14 protein-coding genes are annotated in these 22,061 nt (G+C 60.3%); 3 read left to right on the forward strand and 11 right to left on the reverse strand.

What is annotated here, in order from left to right:
* Nucleotides 1–126: 126 nt before the first annotated feature.
* Both D8U82_RS01735 and D8U82_RS28355 read left to right on the forward strand, forming a co-directional pair.
* The gene (locus D8U82_RS01735; protein ID WP_241668031.1) at nucleotides 127–5,280 is read left to right on the forward strand and encodes a toxin; all 5,154 of its coding nucleotides are present in this window, start codon (nucleotides 127–129) and stop codon (nucleotides 5,278–5,280) included.
* A 22-nt stretch (nucleotides 5,281–5,302) separates the two neighbouring features.
* The gene (locus tag D8U82_RS28355; protein ID WP_241668032.1) at nucleotides 5,303–5,845 is read left to right on the forward strand and encodes a hypothetical protein; all 543 of its coding nucleotides are present in this window, start codon (nucleotides 5,303–5,305) and stop codon (nucleotides 5,843–5,845) included.
* 64 nt (nucleotides 5,846–5,909) lie between these two features.
* Here the strand turns inward: D8U82_RS28355 and D8U82_RS01740 are convergent, their stop codons facing one another.
* The 3 genes from D8U82_RS01740 to purL all read right to left on the reverse strand — a co-directional run bounded on the left by D8U82_RS01740 (nucleotide 5,910) and on the right by purL (nucleotide 11,580).
* Nucleotides 5,910–6,263 (reverse strand): DUF6124 family protein, encoded by a 354-nt coding sequence (locus tag D8U82_RS01740; protein WP_016771557.1) that lies wholly within the window; start codon nucleotides 6,261–6,263, stop codon nucleotides 5,910–5,912.
* A gap of 1,103 nt (nucleotides 6,264–7,366) precedes the next feature.
* Entirely contained in the window at nucleotides 7,367–7,678 is a 312-nt protein-coding gene (locus D8U82_RS01745; protein ID WP_016771558.1) for a YqfO family protein, read from the reverse strand.
* Nucleotides 7,679–7,683: 5 nt separating this feature from the next.
* The gene (gene purL / locus D8U82_RS01750) at nucleotides 7,684–11,580 is read right to left on the reverse strand and encodes a phosphoribosylformylglycinamidine synthase (RefSeq protein ID WP_073473626.1); all 3,897 of its coding nucleotides are present in this window, start codon (nucleotides 11,578–11,580) and stop codon (nucleotides 7,684–7,686) included.
* A 285-nt stretch (nucleotides 11,581–11,865) separates the two neighbouring features.
* Between purL and mltF the strand changes: the two genes are divergently transcribed.
* Nucleotides 11,866–13,326: a membrane-bound lytic murein transglycosylase MltF gene (gene mltF / locus D8U82_RS01755; RefSeq protein WP_081932530.1), complete on the forward strand. Its 1,461-nt coding sequence runs from the start codon at nucleotides 11,866–11,868 to the stop codon at nucleotides 13,324–13,326.
* A gap of 127 nt (nucleotides 13,327–13,453) precedes the next feature.
* Here the strand turns inward: mltF and pdxJ are convergent, their stop codons facing one another.
* The 8 genes from pdxJ to lptF form a co-directional block, all read right to left on the reverse strand.
* A complete protein-coding gene (pdxJ, locus tag D8U82_RS01760; protein WP_076566005.1) occupies nucleotides 13,454–14,197 on the reverse strand; it encodes a pyridoxine 5'-phosphate synthase in 744 nt (247 codons plus the stop codon).
* 39 nt (nucleotides 14,198–14,236) lie between these two features.
* The gene (gene recO / locus D8U82_RS01765; RefSeq protein WP_110600235.1) at nucleotides 14,237–14,926 is read right to left on the reverse strand and encodes a DNA repair protein RecO; all 690 of its coding nucleotides are present in this window, start codon (nucleotides 14,924–14,926) and stop codon (nucleotides 14,237–14,239) included.
* Between the two features lie 166 nt (nucleotides 14,927–15,092).
* On the reverse strand, nucleotides 15,093–15,995 hold the full coding sequence (era, locus tag D8U82_RS01770; protein ID WP_016771562.1) for a GTPase Era: 903 nt from the start codon (nucleotides 15,993–15,995) through the stop codon (nucleotides 15,093–15,095).
* Entirely contained in the window at nucleotides 15,988–16,677 is a 690-nt protein-coding gene (rnc, locus tag D8U82_RS01775; RefSeq protein WP_024011703.1) for a ribonuclease III, read from the reverse strand. Before rnc ends, era begins: the two co-directional genes overlap by 8 nt.
* A 169-nt stretch (nucleotides 16,678–16,846) precedes the next feature.
* Complete coding sequence (gene lepB / locus D8U82_RS01780; RefSeq protein ID WP_016771563.1) at nucleotides 16,847–17,701, reverse strand: signal peptidase I; 855 nt, start codon at nucleotides 17,699–17,701, stop codon at nucleotides 16,847–16,849.
* Nucleotides 17,702–17,710: 9 nt separating this feature from the next.
* Nucleotides 17,711–19,507: a translation elongation factor 4 gene (gene lepA / locus D8U82_RS01785; RefSeq protein ID WP_016771564.1), complete on the reverse strand. Its 1,797-nt coding sequence runs from the start codon at nucleotides 19,505–19,507 to the stop codon at nucleotides 17,711–17,713.
* Between the two features lie 173 nt (nucleotides 19,508–19,680).
* Entirely contained in the window at nucleotides 19,681–20,742 is a 1,062-nt protein-coding gene (gene lptG, locus D8U82_RS01790; protein WP_016771565.1) for an LPS export ABC transporter permease LptG, read from the reverse strand.
* The gene (gene lptF / locus D8U82_RS01795; RefSeq protein ID WP_016771566.1) at nucleotides 20,735–21,856 is read right to left on the reverse strand and encodes an LPS export ABC transporter permease LptF; all 1,122 of its coding nucleotides are present in this window, start codon (nucleotides 21,854–21,856) and stop codon (nucleotides 20,735–20,737) included. Before lptF ends, lptG begins: the two co-directional genes overlap by 8 nt.
* Between the last annotated feature and the right edge of the window lie 205 nt (nucleotides 21,857–22,061).

Consider the following 22,061-nt stretch of genomic DNA (forward strand, 5'->3'; position numbering starts at 1 on the left):
GCGCCGGTGGCGGGAGGGCTGGAGCGGGCGGGGAAAATCCGGCTCGCGCACGATACATGGATACCACCCTCCTCCACGCCCCGCTCGCCATGCTGGCCCTTCATCCCCAGCATGGAAATCGTGCCTATGAGCACCCCCAACGCACCTACACCCGATGAGATCAAAAACGATCTCAACCAGATCGGCCGTCTGCTCTTCAACACCGAAACCCCGCTGCTGCCCGAGCACAAACCGAGCACCGAGCAGGCCCATCTCAAACGCCTCGAAGAGCAGCTGAAAACCTATCGCGACAGCTACCTGCAACGCAGCCGCACGCTCTATCAGGCGCTGGCAACCAGCGACCTGCAAAGCGAGGCAGGCAAGCAACTGATCGCCACGCTGAAGGTGCGCCTCAGCACGCAACTGATCAACATGGATCTGCGTGACCAGATCGACGGCAAACCGGCGAAAACCTTCCTTAAATACGACGCCGGTTTCACCGCGCTCGAGTACGAGGCGCAACAAGCCGTCAAGGATCGCCTGTTGCACCCGCAGGCTGGTGAACTGATGAAGAAACTGGCGCTGGGCCCGCTGTTGCGTCCGGCCATGTATGCGTTGCAGTTCACTTATCAGCAAACCACCGTCGAGCTCGCCGGGGCCTTTGTTGTTACGCAAAACGACACCCCGAAAGTCAGCGATCTGCTGACCGACCAGAGCGCGGGTTTCGTCGTGTTGTTCACACCCGCCAGGGGCCTGGAGCTGTTCAATTCCCTGGCTGATCTCGACGCCCATCTGCTCGAGACCATGAAGCACAGCATCAGCCGTGACGAGTTGATGCAGCTGCTGCCCAGCCGCTACCACGATGTCGGTACAGCAGGAATCTGGCCATTGCAGTTGGCGCCCATCGACAGCCAACCGCTGTTCGAACACATCTACGATGCCTTGATCGAAAAACGCACCCTGGATATCGAATATGCACTGAGTTTCGCCGCTAACCCGCAGCAGGATCCCGCTCGCTTGATCGCCGAGCTGGAGCGCGCCATCGGCGCTGCGCTGCCGGATCTCACTCCGCGTCTGGCCCTTCAGGCACAAGCGCTGTTCGAACGGCACCTGCGCAACAGCGCCCCGGACTGGTACCGCAGCGCCGACGCCGCCAAGCGGGCCGAACTGGCGCTGCACCTGGGCAACTACAATCAGGCCCGGCAAAACCTGCTTGACCTGATGGGCCCGGCGGTCAGTCTGATGGCCGTGGCCCGCCAGCAATGGCTGGAGCATCTGAGTGATGATCTGCAAATCGACGATCTGCAACCGGACAACCTGCAAATCACCACCGACCGGCGGGTACCGGGATACGGCGTATATGTGCACAAGCGCAACCTGCTCGAGCTGACCCTGCGCGGCCCGCACACCGGCGATGAGTTGCCAGGCTCGGAGTTTCTCAGCCACACCCGGCTGACTTACAACGACCTGCCGTTATCCGACGAGTACGCGGACGTGACGCCCGCCTGGGTGATCAAGCAGGCACTGGAGCTGGAACCGCGCGTCGACTTCGCACGTTTGCAAACGCAGATGCAGGCAAGCTCCGCAATCAAACCTGCGATTGAGCAAATGCTCGATCAGCGCATCGTCGCGCTCGCCCATACCGCAGCGCTGCAAGGGCACCTGCTCGACAGCGACCTGCAAATGATCCAGCGCCTGCGCAGCGGCAGCGATTCACAGTTGCGCGCCGCCACGCTGTGCTTGCACGGTGCGCAACTCCAAGACCTTTGGGTGCTGCGTCAGAACGATCAGACCGGTGCGCTCAAACGCGTTCTGCTATGCACGCCACAAGCCCCACGCGATCGCCAGTTCGAGGCCTTTGACAGTGAGCGCGAATGTCAGGCCCATGTGTTGTCGTGGGCCAAGCAGAGTGACGCAGCCCAAACCATGGCCGGTTACCTGGTCAGCCGCGCACCGATGCGCTTTCGTCCTGCTCTGCGCAAAGTCTTGTCGGGGCTGAGCTTCAAACCGGAAGCAGCGGAGCACCAGAAGGTGACTTTCGATCACCTCGGCAACCATCTCGATTGCCTCAAAGCGATGGCTGAACACGTGCTTGCCACACGCATCGATGATTATGATTTCAGTACACCGGTGTGGTATCGCTCGACCACTGCGGCCAATCGCCGACAACTGACGACGCTGAGCGACGACGCCGAGGGCGCACTGCTCGCATTCAATCAACATCCGCTGTCGGGCGGGCGTTTCCAGACATTTGACGCCTACGTGCACGAGCAAGCGAAGCTCAGCCTGAACCGCTTGCTCAAACGTCCGGCCAATGACGTCGATCCTGACACCGTCTGGGCCTACTCGCCAAAATCGATCGTGCCCTCATGGACACCAAAGCCGTTGACCTATACCCGGCTGTATCGCGACGGCTATGCCGACGGCGTGGGTTTTCTCGAGCAGAAATTCTCACGCTCGGCGCGCTTCAGAGGTCCGCAAGGCATCGATATCAGCAGCCTGACCGCGCAGAATGTCGCGCGCTCGGTCACAGGGGTGTGGATCGGCCAACGCTATACCGACAAAGTCAAAAAGGAGCTGCAGAATTCCCAGAGCGAAGGCTACGCGTTCCGCCGCAACGCGACGCTGGCGATCACTCAGCGCCAGATGCAAAGCGCCGCGCTGGAATGCCAGCTGCAAGGACATATCGCCAGCAGCGACCTGCAATGGCTCCAGCAAAGCATCACCAGCATGGATCAAACGTCGGGGCAGACGCGGACGAAGTACCCGATCCACCGGTTGATGATCGACGGCGAATGGGTGATCGATACCTGGCTGTTCAGCCATGGCAGTAATCCGGTTCTGCTGTATACGCCGGACGCGCCGGACGGCGTGCGTTTTCGTGAAGCGCGCCTGTTCAATTATCTGCTGCTGCAATCGGGCATGGTCGAGTACTTCACCTCGCGCGTGGGTATCAGCGCCCAGACCCGGGTCCGCACGCAACTGGACAACATCCGCAAGAAGCTGCCCAAAGACCTCAACAAAACCACCCCCAGCCCCGCCCGCTACGACTCGATGCGACCGGCTGACGCCGTCAGCGACCTGCTCACCGCGCTCTATGACATGAAGCTGCAACGGCGGATCGACAACGTCCACGCGACCACCACCAGTCGTATCGAAATGATCGCCGGCCTGATCTGGACGAGCGTTGAGTGGGTCGCGGCCATCGCCACCGCGCCCTTCCCGCTGTTGAGCCTGAGCACCGGCCTGTTGCTGGCCTTCAAGGACGCGATGCTCGCCCTGCATGCCTATCGTCAGGGCAACAACAACGAAGCGTTCCGGCACTTGCTCGGTTATCTGTTCAACAGTGCCGGCGCGGTGCTGACGGATCTGCGTCCGGCGCTACGGTCACTCAAGCCCGTCCGGCGTCCGTTGCGTCAGGCTGTCGCAACTGCCGGCGATGAGCAACAGAGTGCTCTGGCATTGGTCGATCAAATGGCCACTGAACCCGTCTGGGATGATATGCAAGCGGTCGCTTTCAGAGGACAGTCGTATTACGCCAGTAACAACCCGGACGCGCTGGGCCGTTATTTGCTCTACCGCCCGGATCCGAATGGCTCCGGACTGCTTTCGACCGGCATTCTGACCGTGCGTAACTCCGACGGGGTGATGGTGCGTAGCGGCCTGTCCGGCGGGGCACCGAAATACGAAGCTGTACCCGATACACCCGGTCCGCACAAAGATTATGGAGTCGCGATCGACTACCGCGAGCGCGTCGAAACGTTGCTGGTGCCGCAATCGCGCGAGGCATTGCTGCAACTGAGCGACATGGGTATCCCGCGGCAGACCATCATGGCCCGGGTGGTCGATCAGTTGAGCGATGTACGCACAGCCTATCTGGAACAGGTCGAAAAACTCACCAAAGATGCCACGCGCCATTTTGCCCGGCTCGCACCGCTGCCCGCCCGTGCCGAAGTGCCGGCGGTTGCCGCCAATACCTCATTCGCACAGTTGATCGGCAGCGATGCATTCGCCGCAAAAAACCTGGTGATCGGTGCACAACCTGGTTCGATCGCCAGCAAACAGTTATTGATCGAGCATCTCGACGTCCTCGTGGCGAACGGCTACAAGCATCTCTTTCTCGAATACCTGCCGGGTGACGTGTTTCATCTCAAACTGGAAAAGCTCAACAGGAACGGCTCCTGGTTTCATATCAACAAACACCTGAAGGCGCTCGACAAAGCCATGGGGTATGCGCCGGACGCAGCTTTTTCTTACCTGGCGCTGGTGCGCAGGGCCCGGGAAAAAGGCATGAGCATCCATGCGCTAGACGGCTCGGCCAGCTATAAACTCGAAGGGATCATGGTGATGTCCGAGGTCTCGCCGCTGACCCCGCGAAACAACTCCATCAGAAACTTCTATTCGCACAAGGCGCTTGCCAGTGATGTGGCCGACGTCGGCGAAGAGCGCTGGATTGCCCTGACCGAACAGTCGCGCATGACCACGTTCGACAACACGCCGGGCCTGGCCGACCTGCACGAGGCCGTAGCCATACGTGTTGAAGACATCGACCTGTACCAACCCGCACGCATAAGCAGGGATACACCCGGCGCCATCGCCGGCGATGCGACTGCGCAAGGTGATTTCCTGGTACAGATGCCGAGCACCTACAAGGCACCTCTACCCGTCTCCAGGCCGCCCGCCGCAGCTAGCGCCGTTGATCACTTCAGCGATTTCGATGTGGCTTTGCCGCTGCGTGACGATATTGCTGAAATGTTGCATAAGCCCTACTCCATGGACTCGAATTACACCCCGACGATCTCCAGTGAAAGAACGGCCTACGAGGCTTTCATCGCCCAGCGCAAGCGCCTGGAAAAAACCGCCAGAGACGCTTTCACCGACTACGTCCCTCCCGATGCGCCGATCCTGCCGGTGCTCACCTCCGATTGCACATTCGAGGCTTTTCTGCGGCAACTGGCCGACGGACGCTTGAATCTGCTGATCGGCGAAGCCCATGCCGATGTAGCGAGCAAAGCGCTGCTGAAAAAGCACATGAAAGCGCTCAAGAAAGCAGGCTATGACACGTTGTATGTCGAGCACCTGTTCACCGATCTGCACCAGGCCGATCTCGACATTTTTTTTGCGAACCCAACGTATGCCGCACAGGCTGAAGGCGTACCTGCATCGTCAGGACCGAGGGCACATGATGGCTTACGGTGGGAGCGATACCTACACGGAGCTCTACCAGGCAGCAGCCAAATACAACATCCGCATCAGAGCGATCGATTGCACAGCGTCCTACCACCTCAAGGGCCTGCATGACAAAGCAGTCTCGCGAAACGAGATGTTCAGCTATTTTGCAACCCAAGTGATCGAGGCTGATCAACTGGCCAACGGCCCGCATAAATGGGTGGCCCTCATCGGCAGTGCGCACACCAATTACAACCTCGGCGTGCCAGGTCTGGCCGATACACTTTCAGCCGTCAGCCTGCACGTGCGCGACACCGCCCCCGAGCTGGCCAGGGATATTCATCGCGGTACATGGGAATTTGTCAGCGGCCAGCACGAGACCAACGTGAGGGCCTTGAGCAGCGACTTTGTGATGGAGGTGGCCGTCCCCGGCACGAAAAAGCCTGCTGCGCCTCCGTCTGTCAGTCGCAGCAGACTGACTAGACAGGGCCAATTCCTGATCGAAAATGCAGATACCCGCAAAGCCAGTGTGGTGCATAGATCCAGGTCCGGCGAGATCGTTGAGACGCCGATTCAGATCAATGACAAAGGTCTGTTCTTCATTGATCGCTGGGGGAAAAAAGATCAGAGCTTCAAATACCTGCAAACCTTGGTCGACATGCTTGTAACGGACGTCAAGCTGACACAGGTGACGTGACATCCACGCGATTGCACGTCGTGGAAAACCACCGGGCTCGACGGCCCGGTGGTTTTTTTCACGCCTACGGATCAACCCGATCCAGCGCACGGTTCACCGCCAGCTCAGCGAGCATGATGATCTGCTGAATCGCCAGCGCCGTATTGCGCTGCGGTCGCCCCAACTGATCGGCGAAATCACTGGCCAGAGTGTTGGCTGAAGCGAGGGATTCACAGGCATGGGCCAGCAGGGTTTCGGTGTCGACGTCGGGCTGGATCAGAAACAGGGTGCCGGGCGGGCGCGCCTTGCTCGGCTGTGGGCACAGGTAAAAATCCAGAGCACGCTTGATCGCTTCGCGGTTTTTCGCGAGGTCGTCGGCGCGGATGGTTTGTTCGAGGGGGGTGGGTTCGTATGGTGGATCGGGAACGATTTTATCCACAATGCTTCTCCTGCTGATGCTGATGGGCAGCCATCGATCGCCGGATCTCACGCGGCGAATAGGTGGCAGCTATGTGCGAGGTGAGATCCACCGGAGCAGGCAACCGGCCAGACCGAAGTCTGCCCGCACACAGCCGCCATAAAGCAGGCAGCAGATTGAGCTGGCGCCAATTATCGTGGTGCTGGCGCCAGTTGCAAGCTATCCGGGGATCTCACTCCCGATCGCTGATTCGCAGCGACGGGAAAAGACTAGAGATCGCACGTCCGACGGACAACCTGAAAACCTTGTGGGAAGGTTCTGGTCATTGGGTACCGGATTTAAACAATCTCTAGTTCTCGAGAGCATGGATGGGCCTCATCGCGAGCAGGCTCACTCCTACAGTTGTGATCGGGTCATTCAGTGAGAAACGGGTCGGCTGACAGGCCGCCTTCGCGAGCAGGCTCGCTCCCACAGGTTGATCGGGTGCATTCAGTGCAAAACAGGTCGGCTGACAGGCCGCCTTCGCGAGCAGGCTCGCTCCCACAGGTTGATCGGGTGCATTCAGTGCAAAACAGGTCGGCTGACAGGCCGCCTTCGCGAGCAAGCTCGCTCCCACAAAAGCAACAGCAAAGCAGCGCAGCTGCCCGCGGCGAAGCCGCCCCACTCAACAATGAGCGCAAGCTCGAGTGCTTTTGATCTTGATCCACCGGCGACGTCGGAAGGCTGAGTGGAGGGATTGATCCGGGGGTGGGAGCGCAGCGACCGTCTGGCGCAGCCAGACACAGCGGAAGGAGGTGCAGCGAAGCAAACCGTAGCCGCTGCGCCCGGATCAGTCCCGGAGCGAAGGGACCCGAGCCTGCGAGGGCCGAACGTAGGAGCTAGCGTTTTTTGCTTACTTTTTTTGGCGCTTGTAAAAAAGTAAGTCGCCGTCAGGCGAAACCGCCAGCCGCAGCACCCGAAGCAACGGATATTCACTCAATCAGCCAGCATGCTCGCCTGTAGGGGCGCCTTCGCGAGCAGGCTCGCTCCCACAGTGAAAATGCGCCCGCCCAAAAATCAGCGGCAACAAAAAACCCGCAGACAATCACTCATCTGCGGGTCTCCCGTTCCAGCAGCCAAGAAGATCAGAAATCCTCCAGCCGCCACACCTCATAAGCCGGCGTCTCATACGGATGACTGAGCTTCAACGCCGCCACAACAGCCACGATCAACTCATCCGCCACGACAAGCTCAACCTTCCATTCCTCAACCCGCTCGACCTGCCCCGCCTGACCAATAAACGGCTGACTGCCGTCCAACGGTCGAAACTGGCCCAGGCCAAGCACCTGCCACGCACAGTGGTCATAGTCACCGATCCGCCCACCACCGGCAGCGAACACAGCCCCTTTGACCACCTCGACATGACTGTCAGGAACAAAAAACGCCAACTTGTACACGACGATCAGTTAACCCACACGCGAGCATTACGGAACATGCGCATCCACGGCGCGTCTTCGTTCCAGTCTTCCGAACGCCACGAGTTCTGCACCGCACGGAACACACGCTCCGGGTGCGGCATCATGATCGTCACACGGCCGTCACGGCTGGTGAGGCCGGTGATCCCGCGCGGCGAGCCGTTCGGGTTGGCCGGGTAGGCTTCGGTGACCTTGCCGTGGTTGTCGACAAAACGCATCGCCACGCAACCGGACAGATCGGCTTCCAGCAGTGCTTCTTCGCTGGCGAACTCGGCATGCCCTTCACCGTGGGCGATGGCGATCGGCATGCGCGAACCGGCCATGCCCTGCAGGAAGATCGAGTTCGATTCCTGGATCTGCACCATCGCCACCCGCGCTTCGAACTGCTCGGAGCGGTTGCGCACGAAGTGCGGCCAGAACTCGCTGCCCGGGATCAGCTCGTGCAGGTTGGACATCATCTGGCAACCGTTGCACACGCCCAGCGTGAAACTGTCGTTACGCTCGAAGAAGCCCTGGAACGCATCGCGGGCGCGGCTGTTGAACAGCGCCGATTTGGCCCAGCCTTCACCGGCGCCGAGCACGTCGCCGTAGGAGAAACCACCGCAGGCCACCAGGCCTTTGAACTCGTTGAGGTCGACACGACCGGCGAGGATATCGCTCATGTGCACGTCGATCGCGCTGAAACCGGCACGGTCGAACGCGGCGGCCATTTCCACCTGACCGTTGACGCCCTGCTCACGCAGCACGGCAACCTGTGGGCGGATGCCTTTCTTGATGTAAGGCGCGGCGATGTCCTGATTGACGTCGTAGCTGAGCTTGACGCTCAGGCCCGGGTTGTCTTCTTCCAGCAGCGCGTCGAATTCCTGCTCGGCGCAGTCGGCGTTGTCACGCAGACGCTGGATCTGGTAGCTGGTCTCGGCCCACTGACGTTGCAGCAGACGACGCTGGCCTTCGAACACGGTGTCACCGTTGAAGGTGATGTTGATCTGGCCATTGTTGATCGGCTGACCGATCACCGACACGCAGTCGCCCAGGCCAGCCGCGCTGAATTGCGCGAGGATGTCCGGGGTGGCGTCCTGACGAACCTGGATCACTGCGCCGAGTTCTTCGTTGAACAGGATCGCGGCGATTTCCGAAGCGGATTCGGCAACGCTGTCCAGGTTCAGGCTCAGACCGCAGTGGCCGGCGAAGGCCATTTCCACCACGGAGGTCAGCAGACCACCGTCGGAACGGTCGTGGTAAGCCAGCAGGTGACCGTCGGCGTTGAGGCCCTGAATCACCGCAAAGAAGGCCTTCAGGTCTTCGGCGTCATCGACGTCCGGTGCATGCTGGCCGAGTTTGCCGTGGACTTGCGCGAGGATCGATGCACCCATGCGGTTCTGCCCGCGACCGAGGTCGATCAGGATCAGGTCGGTGGTGCCCTTGTCCATGCGCAGTTCCGGAGTCAGGGTCTGACGGATGTCAGCCACTGGCGCGAAACCGGTAACGATCAGCGACATCGGCGAGGTGACGGTCTTGTCTTCGCCGTTGTCGTTCCAGCGCGTGGCCATGGACATCGAGTCCTTGCCCACCGGAATGGTGATGCCCAGCTCAGGGCACAGCTCCATGCCGACCGCTTTCACGGTGTCGTACAGACGCGCGTCTTCGCCCGGGTGGCCGGCCGCCGACATCCAGTTCGCCGACAGTTTGATGTCGGAGAGCTTGTTGATGCGCGAGGCAGCAATGTTGGTGATGGTTTCGCCGATGGCCATGCGGCCCGAGGCCGGCGCGTCCAGCAGAGCCAGCGGAGTACGCTCGCCCATCGCCATCGCTTCACCGGTGTAGACGTCGAAACTGGTGGCGGTGACGGCAACGTCGGCCACCGGCACTTGCCACGGGCCAACCATCTGGTCACGGGCAACGAGGCCAGTGATGGTGCGGTCGCCGATGGTGATCAGGAAGCTTTTGCTGGCCACGGCCGGATGATGCAGAACGCGCTCGATGGACTCGCTGATGTCGAGGTTCGACGGATCGAAGTCATCGCCCAGCTCGGCTTCGCGAACCACCGAACGGTGCATGCGCGGCGCCTTGCCCAGCAACACTTCCAGCGGCATGTCCACCGGGTTGTTGCCGAAATGGCTGTCGGTTACGGTCAGTTGCGGTTCGGCAGTCGCTTCCCCGACTACGGCAAACGGGCAACGCTCGCGTTCGCAGATCGCCTGGAAGCGCTCGAAGTCTTCCGGGCCGACTGCCAGCACGTAACGTTCCTGGGATTCGTTCGACCAGATTTCGTGCGGGGCCATGCCCGGCTCGTCATTAGGGATGTTGCGCAGTTCGAAACGGCCACCGCGGTCGCCGTCGTTGACCAGTTCCGGGAAGGCGTTGGACAGACCGCCCGCGCCGACGTCGTGGATGAAGCTGATCGGGTTCTTGTCGCCCAGTTGCCAGCAACGGTCGATGACTTCCTGGCAGCGACGCTCCATTTCAGGGTTTTCACGCTGCACGGAAGCAAAATCCAGATCCGCCGAGCTGGTGCCGGTGGCCATCGACGAAGCCGCGCCGCCACCGAGACCGATCAACATCGCCGGGCCGCCGAGCACGATCAGCTTGGAGCCGACGACGATCTCGCCCTTCTTGACGTGTTCTTCGCGGATGTTGCCCATGCCGCCAGCGAGCATGATCGGCTTGTGGTAACCACGCACTTCGTCACCGTGCGGAGTGGTGATCGACTGTTCGAAGGTACGGAAATAGCCGGTCAGCGCCGGACGACCGAATTCGTTGTTGAACGCAGCGCCGCCGAGCGGGCCTTCGATCATGATGTCCAGCGCGGTGACGATGCGCTCAGGCTTGCCGTACGGCACTTCCCACGGCTGTTCGAAGCCAGGGATCTGCAGGTTCGATACGGTGAAACCGGTCAGGCCAGCCTTTGGCTTGGCGCCGCGACCGGTTGCACCTTCGTCACGGATCTCGCCACCGGAACCGGTGGATGCGCCCGGGAACGGCGCAATCGCGGTCGGGTGGTTGTGGGTTTCAACCTTCATCAGAATGTGCACCGGCTCCTGCACCGCGCCGTACTGGCGGGTTTCAGGGTTCGGGAAGAAGCGGCCGGCGACGTTGCCGACGATCACCGAAGCGTTGTCCTTGTAAGCGGACAGCACGCCTTCGCTGTGCATCTGATAGGTGTTCTTGATCATGCCGAACAGGCTTTTTTCCTGGCTCTGGCCGTCAATGTCCCAACTGGCGTTGAAGATCTTGTGGCGGCAGTGCTCGGAGTTGGCCTGGGCGAACATCATCAATTCGATGTCGTGCGGGTTGCGCTTCAGACCGTTGAAGGCGTTGACCAGATAGTCGATCTCGTCTTCGGCCAGGGCCAGGCCCAGCTCGGTGTTGGCCTTTTCCAGCGCGGCGCGGCCGCCACCGAGGATGTCGATGGCCGTCAGCGGCTTCGGCTCGGCATGGCTGAACAGACCGGCGGCCTGCTCGAGGTTGGCCAGCACGATCTGGGTCATGCGGTCATGCAGCGCGTCCGAAATCAGCTGGGCTTCGGCTTCGCTGAACTGCCCTGCAACATAGAAGGCGATACCGCGTTCCAGGCGCTGGATCTTGCTCAGGCCGCAGTTGCGGGCGATGTCGCTGGCCTTGCTCGACCACGGCGAGATGGTGCCGAAACGCGGCAACACCAGAAACAGACGGCCGGTAGGCTCTTGAACCGGAACACTTGGGCCGTACTTCAGAAGGCGCGCTAGCACCTGCTGTTCGTCGCCGGTCAGGACGCCGGTGACTTCGGCGAAGTGAGCGAATTCAGCATACAGGCCACTGACAGCTGGAACCTTCTGGCTCAGTTGCTCAAGGAGTTTGCTGTGGCGAAAGGCAGAAAGGGCAGGAGCGCCGCGCAGGATCAACATCTTCGGGACAGCCTCGGGAAGGGGTGTGCTTTGAGGCCGTGCATTCTAGCCTAAACCGACCTCAACATCACCCGAAACGCTACGCACGGTTGCACTCGGGTAGCAATATGTGTTTCTGCCTTCGGGGTCAGGTAAATCAAGCGTTTCAGCATGGCTTATTTTTACTGTAACAAAATGCCCTGAAGGCCCGTATTCAAGGGATTTCGTTCGATTTTGTGATCGCTAGCAGACTAGTCCTACGCTGTCGAGATATGGCGCCCGTGGCCGTTTGCGTATACTGCGCAGATGTTTTTCCCAACGGCTTTGCGTCCGCGATACGCCAAATGGCTGATCGCAACCGGACTCTTCCTGATGCTCGGTGGCTGTGTTGATAAACCCAACACACTCGAGCGCGTAAAGGAGGACGGTGTGCTGCGCGTGGTTACCCGCAACAGCCCCGCCACCTACTTTCAGGATCGCAGCGGTGAAACCGGCTTCGAATACGAGCTGGTGAAGCGTTTCGCCGACGATTTGGGCGTCGAATTGAAGATCGAGACCGCCGACAACCTCGATGACCTGTTCAACCAGGTCGGCAAGCCGAACGGCCCGGTGCTCGCGGCCGCCGGTCTGGTCAGCAGCGATGAACGCAAGAAGCAGGTGCGGTTCTCCCACTCCTACCTCGAAGTCACCCCGCAGATCATCTACCGCAACGGCCAGTCGCGCCCCACCGATCCGGCGGATCTGGTCGGCAAGAAGATCACCGTGCTCAAGGGCAGCACCCACGCCGAGCAACTGGCCGCGCTGAAACAGAAATATCCCGGCATCGAATACGAAGAATCCGACGCGGTTGAAGTGGTCGATCTGCTGCGCATGGTCGATGAGGGCCAGATCGACCTGACACTGGTCGACTCCAACGAAGTGGCGATGAATCAGGTGTACTTCACCAATATCCGCGTGGCCTTCGACCTCGGCGATGCGCGCAGCCAGAGCTGGGCGGTCGGCCCGGGCGAAGACAACAGCCTGCTCAATGAAATCAACGCCTATCTGGACAAGGTGCAGAAGAACGGCACCCTGCAACGCCTGAAGGACCGCTACTACGGCCACGTTGATGTCCTCGGCTACATGGGCGCCACCACCTTCGCCCAGCACTTGCAGCAGCGTCTGCCGAAATACGAACAGCACTTCAAGAACTACGCGAAGAAAGAGAAAGTCGACTGGCGCCTGCTGGCCGCCATCGGCTATCAGGAATCCCTGTGGCAGCCGACGGTGACCTCGAAAACCGGCGTACGCGGTTTGATGATGCTGACCCAGAACACCGCGCAGGCGATGGGCGTGTCCAACCGCCTCGACCCCAAGCAGAGCATCATGGGCGGCGCCAAGTACCTGGCTTATATGAAGGATCAGCTGGACGATTCGATCCAGGAACCGGATCGCACCTGGTTCGCCTTGGCGGCGTACAACGTCGGCAGCGGCCATCTGGATGACGCGCGCAAACTGGCGGCGAAGGAAGGCTTGAATCCGGACAAGTGGCTGGACGTGAAAAAGATCCTGCCGCGTCTGTCGCAGAAACAGTGGTACAGCAAGACCCGTTACGGCTACGCCCGCGGTGGCGAGCCGGTGCATTTTGTGGCGAACATCCGTCGCTACTACGACATCCTGACCTGGGTGACCCAGCCGCAGCTTGAAGGCGATCAGGTGGCTGAAGGCAACCTGCATGTGCCGGCGATCGACAAGTCGAAACCCGCGCAAGAACCTGCCCCGCTTTAACCCACACCTCAAATCCAACTGTGGGAGCGAGCCTGCTCGCGAAAGCGTCGTGTCAGTCGACATAATCTTTGACTGATACATCGTTTTCGCGAGCAGGCTCGCTCCCACAGGGGTTTTGTGTAGCTGCTCAGGATTTGGCAGCAGCCAGAATCAGCGCTTTCATTTCCGATACGGCAGACTTGAAGCCAACGAACAACGCATGCGCCACCAGCGCATGGCCGATGTTCAGCTCGTTGATGCCTTTGATCGCCGCCACGGCTTCAACGTTGTGGTAATGCAAGCCGTGACCGGCGTTAACGATCAAGCCTTGGGCCAGACCAAACGCAACGCCATCCGCCACACGCTTCAATTCCTCGGCCACTTCAGTCGGGGTTTCGGCATCGGCGTAACGACCGGTGTGCAGCTCGATAGCAGGCGCACCGACGCGCTTGGAAGCCGCAATCTGCCGCTCGTCAGCATCGATGAACAGCGACACTTCGCTGCCGATTTTCGACAAGCGCTCGACCGCAGCCCTGATGCGCTCCTCCTGCCCCGCTACATCCAGACCGCCTTCGGTGGTCAGCTCCTGACGGGTTTCCGGGACCAGGCAGATGTGCGCCGGGCGAATGCGCTCGGCGAACGCCATCATTTCTTCGGTGACGCCCATTTCGAAGTTCATGCGGGTTTGCAGCACATCCTTGAGCAGCAACACGTCGCGCTCCTGGATGTGACGGCGGTCTTCGCGCAGGTGCACGGTGATGCCATCGGCGCCCGCCTCTTCTGCATCCAGCGCCGCCTTGACCGGATCCGGGTAGCGCGTGCCACGGGCCTGACGCAGGGTGGCGACGTGGTCGATGTTCACGCCGAGAAGAATGCGATTGCTGCTGGTCACGGATGCGCTCCTGAATTGAGAGGTTCGGCGCACAGCATATCAGGGCTTGCGAAACAGCTCGCGACTGACAAGCGGACGCCCGCCCAAATGCACTGCCAGGGCCTGGCGCATCAGACGCTTGGCCGCCGACAGCGCACCGGGCGCCGACCAGTCGGCTTCGGCCATGGCCAGCAGTTCGGTACCGTTGAACAAGCCTGGTTGCAGCAGATACACCCTTTCGAGACCGGCATCGACTTGCAGGCGATAGAGACCGTCAGGCGCGACAGGCTCGCCGTGGATGTCGGTATTCATGGAGAAGCCGTAGCCGAGATCATCCAGCAGACGCCATTCGAAGGAGCGCAGCAACGGTTCCAGCGGCCGACCTTCGGCCAGCGCCAGCAAGGTCGCGGCGTAATGATCAAATACTGCAGGATGCGGATCCTCGGCAGGCAACAGGCGGATCAACAATTCGTTGAGGTAGAGACCGCTGAACAGCGCCTCGCCATTGAGCCACGCAGAGGTGCCAGAACTCTCCATGCGCCCGACATTCTTCAGCTCGCCCTTGCCACGGAACTCGACCTCCAGCGCCACGAACGGCCGTGCCAGCGTCCCGGCCTTGCCCCGCGCACTGCGCAACACCGCCCGCAGCCGACCTTGCGGCGTGAGGAAATCGACCAGTGCGCTGGTTTCGCGATAGGCGCGCGAATGCAGGACGTAGGCGGGTTGGGCGGGAGGCGGGTTTTGCGACATTGAGTTCTCGATGAAGAAACGCGGTTTTACATACAACCCAAAACCACTGTGGGAGCGAGCCTGCTCGCGAAAGCGGAGTGACAGTCAACATCAATGCTGAATGTTACATCCTCTTCGCGAGCAGGCTCGCTCCCACAGTGAGTAGCGGTGTTTTCGAGATCGCTACTTACAGGTCGCCATAGCCCAGCGAACGCAGCGCGCGCTCGTCATCGGACCAGCCGCCCTTCACCTTGACCCACAGGTTGAGCATGATCTTGGAGTCGAACAGCAGCTCCATGTCCTTGCGCGCTTCGGTGCCGATGCGCTTGATGCGCTCGCCCTTGTCGCCAATGATGATTTTCTTCTGGCCGTCACGCTCGACGAGAATCAGCGCGTGGATGTGCAATGTCTTGCCCTGCTGCTTGAATTCTTCGATTTCGACGGTGATCTGGTACGGCAGCTCGGCGCCCATCTGGCGCATGATTTTCTCGCGCACCAGTTCGGCGGCAAGGAAACGGCTGCTGCGGTCGGTGATCTGGTCTTCCGGGAAGAAGTGATCATTCTCCGGCAAGTGATCGGCGATGACCTTTTCCAGCGCTTCGAGGTTGTGCCCGTGCTGCGCGGAAATCGGGATGATCTGCGCGTTCGGCAGCTGTTCCTGCAACCAGCTCAGGTGCGGCATCAACTCGGCTTTGTCTTCGATGCGATCGGTCTTGTTCAGCGCGACGATCAGCGGGCCAGTTACATACTGCACACGCTCGAGCACCATCTGGTCTTCGTCGGTCCACTTGGTGCGGTCGACGACGAAGATCACCACATCGACGTCTTTCAACGCCGCCGAAGCGGTTTTGTTCATGTAACGGTTCAGGGCCTTTTCGCCACCCTTGTGCATGCCCGGAGTGTCGACGTAGATCGCCTGGACGTCGCCCTCGGTCTTGATCCCGAGCATGTTGTGGCGGGTAGTCTGCGGCTTGCGCGAAGTGATCGCGAGCTTCTGGCCAAGGATGTGGTTGAGCAACGTCGACTTGCCGACGTTGGGACGGCCGACGATGGCAACGTAGCCACAGCGAGTTGCGTTTGTATCAGTCATTGCCATTCTCCACGCCCAGGGCAATCAGTGCTGCGGCGGCCGCTACCTGTTCGGCAATACGACGGCTCACACCCTGACCTCGGCTTTTTTCATTCAGTAAGACCACTTCGCATTCGACGAAGAAGGTTCGGCAGTGCGGTTCGCCCTGGATATCCACCACTTCGTAGCGTGGCAGTTCGCAACCGCGCGATTGCAGGTGTTCCTGCAAGCGGGTTTTCGGATCCTTGTTGGTGTCGACCAGCGTCAGGCCTTCGAATTCGCCGGCCAGCCAGGCCAGCACGCGCTCGCGGGCGACGTCCATGCCGGCATCGAGGTAGATCGCACCGATCAGAGCTTCGAGGGCATCGGCGAGAATCGATTCACGGCGGAAACCACCGCTCTTCAGTTCACCCGAACCCAGGCGCAGATAATCGCCGAGGTCGAAACCGCGAGCCAGTACGGCCAGGGTCTCACCTTTTACCAGCCGTGCGCGCAAACGCGACAACTGGCCTTCGCGGGCCAGCGGGAAGCGATCGAACAGCGCCTCGCCAGCGACGAAGTTGAGGATGGCATCACCGAGGAACTCCAGACGCTCGTTGTTGCGCCCGGCAAAACTGCGGTGCGTGAGGGCCAGCAGCATCAGCTCCTGGTCCTTGAAGGTGTAACCGAGCTGGCGCTCGAGACGGCTAAGAGAAACGCTCACGGTTTACCCACGCTGAGTTCGTGGCTGGTTTCCACTGCCATCGCCGGGGTACGGCGCAGGCCTGGGACAATTAACGCTGTGTTCAAAAAATAAATCCTGGCGATTGCGAAGCCGATTGTGCCGGCTCCAGAAATGCATTCGGCGCTGTGGTCAACAGCGCCGTGTTTGATTACTTGATCAGGCCAACCCGCGAGAAATTCGGCAGGTGGCTGAGTTTCGGCTCCGGCCAGCTCATCCAGACCGCGAAGGCCTTGCCGACAATATTCTTGTCGGGAACCATGCCCAGCAGATCCTTGGGAATGTTCGGATCATCCCAGTAGCGGCTGTCGTTCGAATTGTCGCGGTTGTCGCCCATCATGAAGTAGTGCCCGGCAGGCACTGTCCACGAACGGTCCGGGGTGGCGCGGTAGCGGCTCATTTCCTTACGGATCAGGTGTTCGGCTGCGCCGAGTTTTTCCTGATAGAGCTCCGCGCTGCCCAGCGAACCCGCCTCGGCGCCGACCATCTTCTCGGCAATCGATTCGCCGTTGACGAACAGACGCTTGTCGGCGGTGTAACGCACCGTGTCACCCGGCAGGCCGACCACACGCTTGATGTAGTTGACGTTCGGGTCGCTCGGGTAGCGGAACACCATCACATCGCCGCGCTGCGGGTCACCGACTTCGATGATCTTCTTGTCGATCACCGGCAGACGAATGCCGTAGGAAAACTTGTTCACCAGAATGAAGTCGCCGACATCCAGGGTCGGTTTCATCGAGCCGGACGGGATCTGGAACGGCTCCACCAGGAACGAACGCAGCACCAGCACGATGAACAGCACCGGAAAGAACGACTTGCCGTATTCGACCAGCAGCGGCTCTTTGTTCAGCTTCTCGACCACCACAGGCTCGGGCTGGCTGACACTGCCTTGATAAGAGGCAATGGCAGCACGCCGACGCGGTGCCAGGAACAGCAGATCAAGCAACGCCAACAGGCCGCAGACGAACACGGCGATGACCAGCAACAGCGGGAAATTTAGCGACATAGGACCTGATTATTCCAACCTGAGCACGGCGAGGAAGGCTTCCTGTGGAATTTCCACGTTGCCGACCTGTTTCATGCGTTTCTTACCGGCCTTCTGCTTCTCGAGCAGTTTCTTCTTACGACTGACGTCACCGCCGTAGCATTTGGCCAATACGTTCTTTCTGAGCGCCTTGACGGTTGTCCGGGCCACGATCTGACCACCGATGGCGGCCTGGATCGCCACGTCGAACATCTGACGAGGAATCAGTTCTTTCATCTTCTCGGTCAACTGGCGACCTTTGAAGTGCGAATTGTCACGGTGCACGATCAATGCCAGGGCATCGACCTTGTCGCCGTTGATCAGCACGTCCAGTTTCACCAGATTAGCCGATTGGTAACGATCGAAATGGTAGTCCAGCGAAGCATAGCCGCGGCTGGTGGATTTGAGACGGTCGAAGAAGTCCAGGACCACTTCGTTCATCGGCAGGTCGTAGGTCACTTGCACCTGATTGCCGAGGAACAGCATGTCGACCTGAACACCGCGTTTCTCGATGCACAGGGTGATCACGTTGCCCAGGTGTTCCTGCGGTACGAGGATATTGGCGCGCACGATTGGCTCGCGCATGTCCTCGATCGCCGACACATCCGGAAGCTTCGACGGGTTGTCGACGTAAATCGTTTCACCGGTTTTCAACACCAGTTCGAAAATTACTGTCGGCGCGGTGGTGATCAGGTCCAGGTCGTATTCGCGCTCGAGGCGCTCCTGGATGATTTCCATGTGCAGCATGCCGAGGAAGCCGCAACGGAAGCCGAAGCCCAGGGCGTCGGAGCTTTCCGGGGTGTACTGCAGCGACGAGTCGTTCAGGGTCAGCTTCTGCAGCGCTTCGCGGAAATCCTCGAAGTCGTCGGAACTGACCGGGAACAGACCGGCGTAAACCTGTGGCTGAATGCGTTTGAAGCCCGGCAGCACCGGAACGTCCGGCGTGGAGCTCAGGGTCAGGGTGTCACCGACCGGCGCACCGTGAATGTCCTTGATGCTGGCGATGATGAAGCCCACTTCGCCGGCCTTCAGATCAACGGTGGCGGTGTGCTTCGGGTTGAACACGCCGACGCTGTCGACCAGGTGCACCTTGCCGGTGGACTTGACCAGAATCTTGTCGCCCTTCTTCACACGGCCGTGGCGCACGCGTACCAGGGAAACAACGCCCAGGTAGTTGTCGAACCAGGAGTCGATGATCAACGCTTGCAGCGGATCTTCGATGTTGCCGGTCGGCGCAGGAATGGTGTGCACCAGACGCTCGAGCACTTCGTCGACACCCAGGCCGGTCTTGGCGCTGCAGGTGACGGCGTCGGTGGCGTCGATGCCGATGATCTTCTCGATCTCGTCCTTGACGCGATCCGGCTCGGCCTGGGGCAGGTCGATCTTGTTCAGGACCGGCATGACCTCCAGGCCCTGCTCGATGGCGGTGTAGCAGTTGGCCACGGACTGGGCTTCGACGCCCTGCCCCGCATCGACCACCAGCAAGGCGCCTTCGCACGCGGCCAGGGAACGGCTGACTTCATAGGTGAAGTCGACGTGGCCCGGGGTGTCAATGAAGTTCAGCTGGTAGGTGATGCCGTCTTTGGCTTTGTAATAGAGGGTAACGCTGTGGGCCTTGATGGTGATCCCGCGTTCACGCTCAAGATCCATGGAATCCAGTACCTGGGCTTCCATTTCACGCTCGGCCAGGCCGCCGCACATCTGGATGAAACGGTCAGCCAGCGTCGACTTGCCATGGTCAATGTGGGCGATGATGGAGAAATTGCGGATATGACTCAAATCACTCACGGATCAACACTCAAAAAGGCTGCAGGCTTGGCCCGCCGAAAAATAGCCGGGAATTGTACCTGATACACGGCGCAAGCGTCACGTTCGCCTGTCACCCGGATCGCATGCAAAAACGCCCCGGTCTGGCGACCGAGGCGTTTTCAGGGTTCAAGCGCTCAATGAAAGCTTGTTCATCAGCCCGCGCGTCTGAGCAGCCAGACACCCGCCAGCGCACACACGCCGGCCGGCACCAGCACCGCAAACAGCGGCGAGAAACCGAACACCAGACTCGATGGCCCCAGCAGATCCTGGACGATGCGGAAGGTGAAGCCCACCAGCACGCCGGTGAAAACACGCTGACCGAGGGTCACCGAACGCAGTGGACCGAAGATGAACGAGATCGCCATCAGCACCAGCGCGGCGGTCACCAGCGGCTGCAACACCTTGACCCAAAATGCCAGCCAGTAGCGGCCATTGCTCAGGCCCTGCTCAGCCAGATAGTGGATGTAGCCCCACAGACCGCTGATCGACAGCGATTCCGGCGCCATGACCACGGTGCTGAGCAGTTGCGGGCTCAACGCCACGTCCCACTCCTCGCTCGGGGCATTGACGACCTCAGTGCTGCGCTCGTGGAACAGCGTGGTGGCAACGTCGGTGAGCTGCCACTTGCTGCCGTCAAACTCGGCCTTTTTGGCGAAGCTGGAGCTGAGCAGATGGCGTTCCTTGTCGAAGTGATAGCGCGTCACGCCGTACAACAGACCGTTCGGTTGAACGGCGTTGATGTGGATGAATTCCTCACCCTGACGGTGCCACATACCGTGTTTGGCGCTTTGCGCATCGCCGCTGCCCTGGGCCAGCGAGCGATTGGCCTGTGCCATGCTTTCGGTGGCCGGGGCGACGTATTCGCCAATCAGCACGCCGGCGAGCATCAGCACCAGCATCGGTTTCATGACGGCCCAGACGATACGGCCGATCGACACGCCAGCAGCGCGCATGACTGTCAGCTCACTGCTGCTGGCCAGACTGCCGAGACCGATCAGGCAGCCGATCAATGCCGCCATCGGCAGCATTTCATACAGACGGCGCGGTGCGGTGAGCAATACAAAACCGAGCACGTCGACCAAGGTGTAGGTGTCGCTGACGTCGCCCATTTCATCGATGAAGGCGAAAAGCGTTGCCAGGCCGAGGATGATCGCCAGCACGGCGATGATCGCCATGAACACGCTGCTGCCGATATAGCGGTCGAGTTTAACCACGGGCCACCTCCAGCGCAGCACTGCGACGGCTGGCCAGCTTCAGGCGCAGCGGCTCCCAATAAAGCAGGCCGAGGCCGATCACCAGGAAGATCGCGTGTACCCACCACAGGCCGAGGGCTGGCGGAATCTTGCCTTTTTCAAGGGCGCCGCGAGCGGCAATCAGGATGGTCAGGTAAGCCATATAAAGAAGAATCGCCGGCAGCAGCTTGAGGAAACGCCCCTGACGCGGATTCACCCGCGACAGCGGCACCGCCATCAGGGTCACGATGAATACCAGCAAAGGCAGGGACATGCGCCATTGCAGCTCGGTTTTTGAACGGATGTCATCACTGCCCCACAGGGACGAGGTCGGCATCGCATCGCGATCGGTGACTTCTTCGCTGACGTCCGGCTTGGGCAGCAGCACGCCGTAGGTTTCGTAATGAATGGCGCGGTAATCGGCTTGCCCCGGGCTGCCGTCATAGCGATAGCCGTTGTCGAGGATCAGGTAGCGATTGCCATCGGGGCGGATTTCCTGACGGCCCGACTCGGCCACCAGTACGGAAATCCCGCGATCCTTCTTATCGGCGCCGAGGTTCTTCTGCGAAATGAACACGCTACCGAGATTGACGCGGTCGTCGCTCAGGGTTTCGGTGTAAGTCACTCGAGTACCGTCACGCAAGGCCTGGAAGCGGCCCGGTTCGAGGGTATCGAACTCGGTCAGCGCGTCCTGCTTGTTCAGCAGCAGCTGAAACTGGTTGGCGCCCTGCGGAGCAAGGCCGAGGCTCAGCCACGCCACCACCAGTGCCACCAGCGTTGCCGGAAACAGGGTCATGCGAAACAGCTTCTGCTGGCTCATGCCGGTGGCCGAGAGCACGGTCATTTCGCTTTCGAGGTACAGCCGACCGTAGGCCAGCAGGATCCCGAGGAACAGGCCCAGCGGCAGAATCAGTTGCAGGAAACCCGGCAGACGAAAGCCCATGATCAGGAACAGCGAGCCCGGATCGAGCTGACCGGCCGCAGCCTGCGCCAGGTATTTGATGAAGCGACCGCTCATGATGATGACCAGCAGCACGGCACTTACGGCGCTGAGGGTCAACAGGACTTCGCGGGACAGATAACGGAAGACGATCAAACCAGACACTCCAGGGTTGTCAGGCTAAGGCGGCCAAACAAGCAAACACATCGACCGGCCCGCCATGCAGAGCGGTCGAAAAAAGATGCGGCATTATCCTGTGATTGGGTGCGCCTGTCACTGCGCACACTCATCCATCTCTGTAATCCTTTGCTGAGGGTTGTCAGGCGCGGGGAGCGAGGTTCAAACTGCGGCCCTTGTCGCA

The organism is Pseudomonas sp. Sample_23, assembly GCF_004307595.1.
GTDB classification, from domain to species: domain Bacteria; phylum Pseudomonadota; class Gammaproteobacteria; order Pseudomonadales; family Pseudomonadaceae; genus Aquipseudomonas; species Aquipseudomonas atacamensis.

Excerpts from the sequence above, each read along its gene's own strand:
- recO (WP_110600235.1), bottom strand. The coding sequence starts at position 14,926 with ATGTCGCAAAACCCGCCTCCCGCCCAACCCGCCTACGTCCTGCATTCG.
- era (WP_016771562.1), bottom strand. The coding sequence starts at position 15,995 with ATGACTGATACAAACGCAACTCGCTGTGGCTACGTTGCCATCGTCGGC.
- lepB (WP_016771563.1), bottom strand. The coding sequence starts at position 17,701 with ATGTCGCTAAATTTCCCGCTGTTGCTGGTCATCGCCGTGTTCGTCTGC.
- mltF (WP_081932530.1), top strand. The coding sequence starts at position 11,866 with ATGTTTTTCCCAACGGCTTTGCGTCCGCGATACGCCAAATGGCTGATC.
- D8U82_RS28355 (WP_241668032.1), top strand. The coding sequence starts at position 5,303 with ATGTTCAGCTATTTTGCAACCCAAGTGATCGAGGCTGATCAACTGGCC.
- purL (WP_073473626.1), bottom strand. The coding sequence starts at position 11,580 with ATGTTGATCCTGCGCGGCGCTCCTGCCCTTTCTGCCTTTCGCCACAGC.
- D8U82_RS01735 (WP_241668031.1), top strand. The coding sequence starts at position 127 with ATGAGCACCCCCAACGCACCTACACCCGATGAGATCAAAAACGATCTC.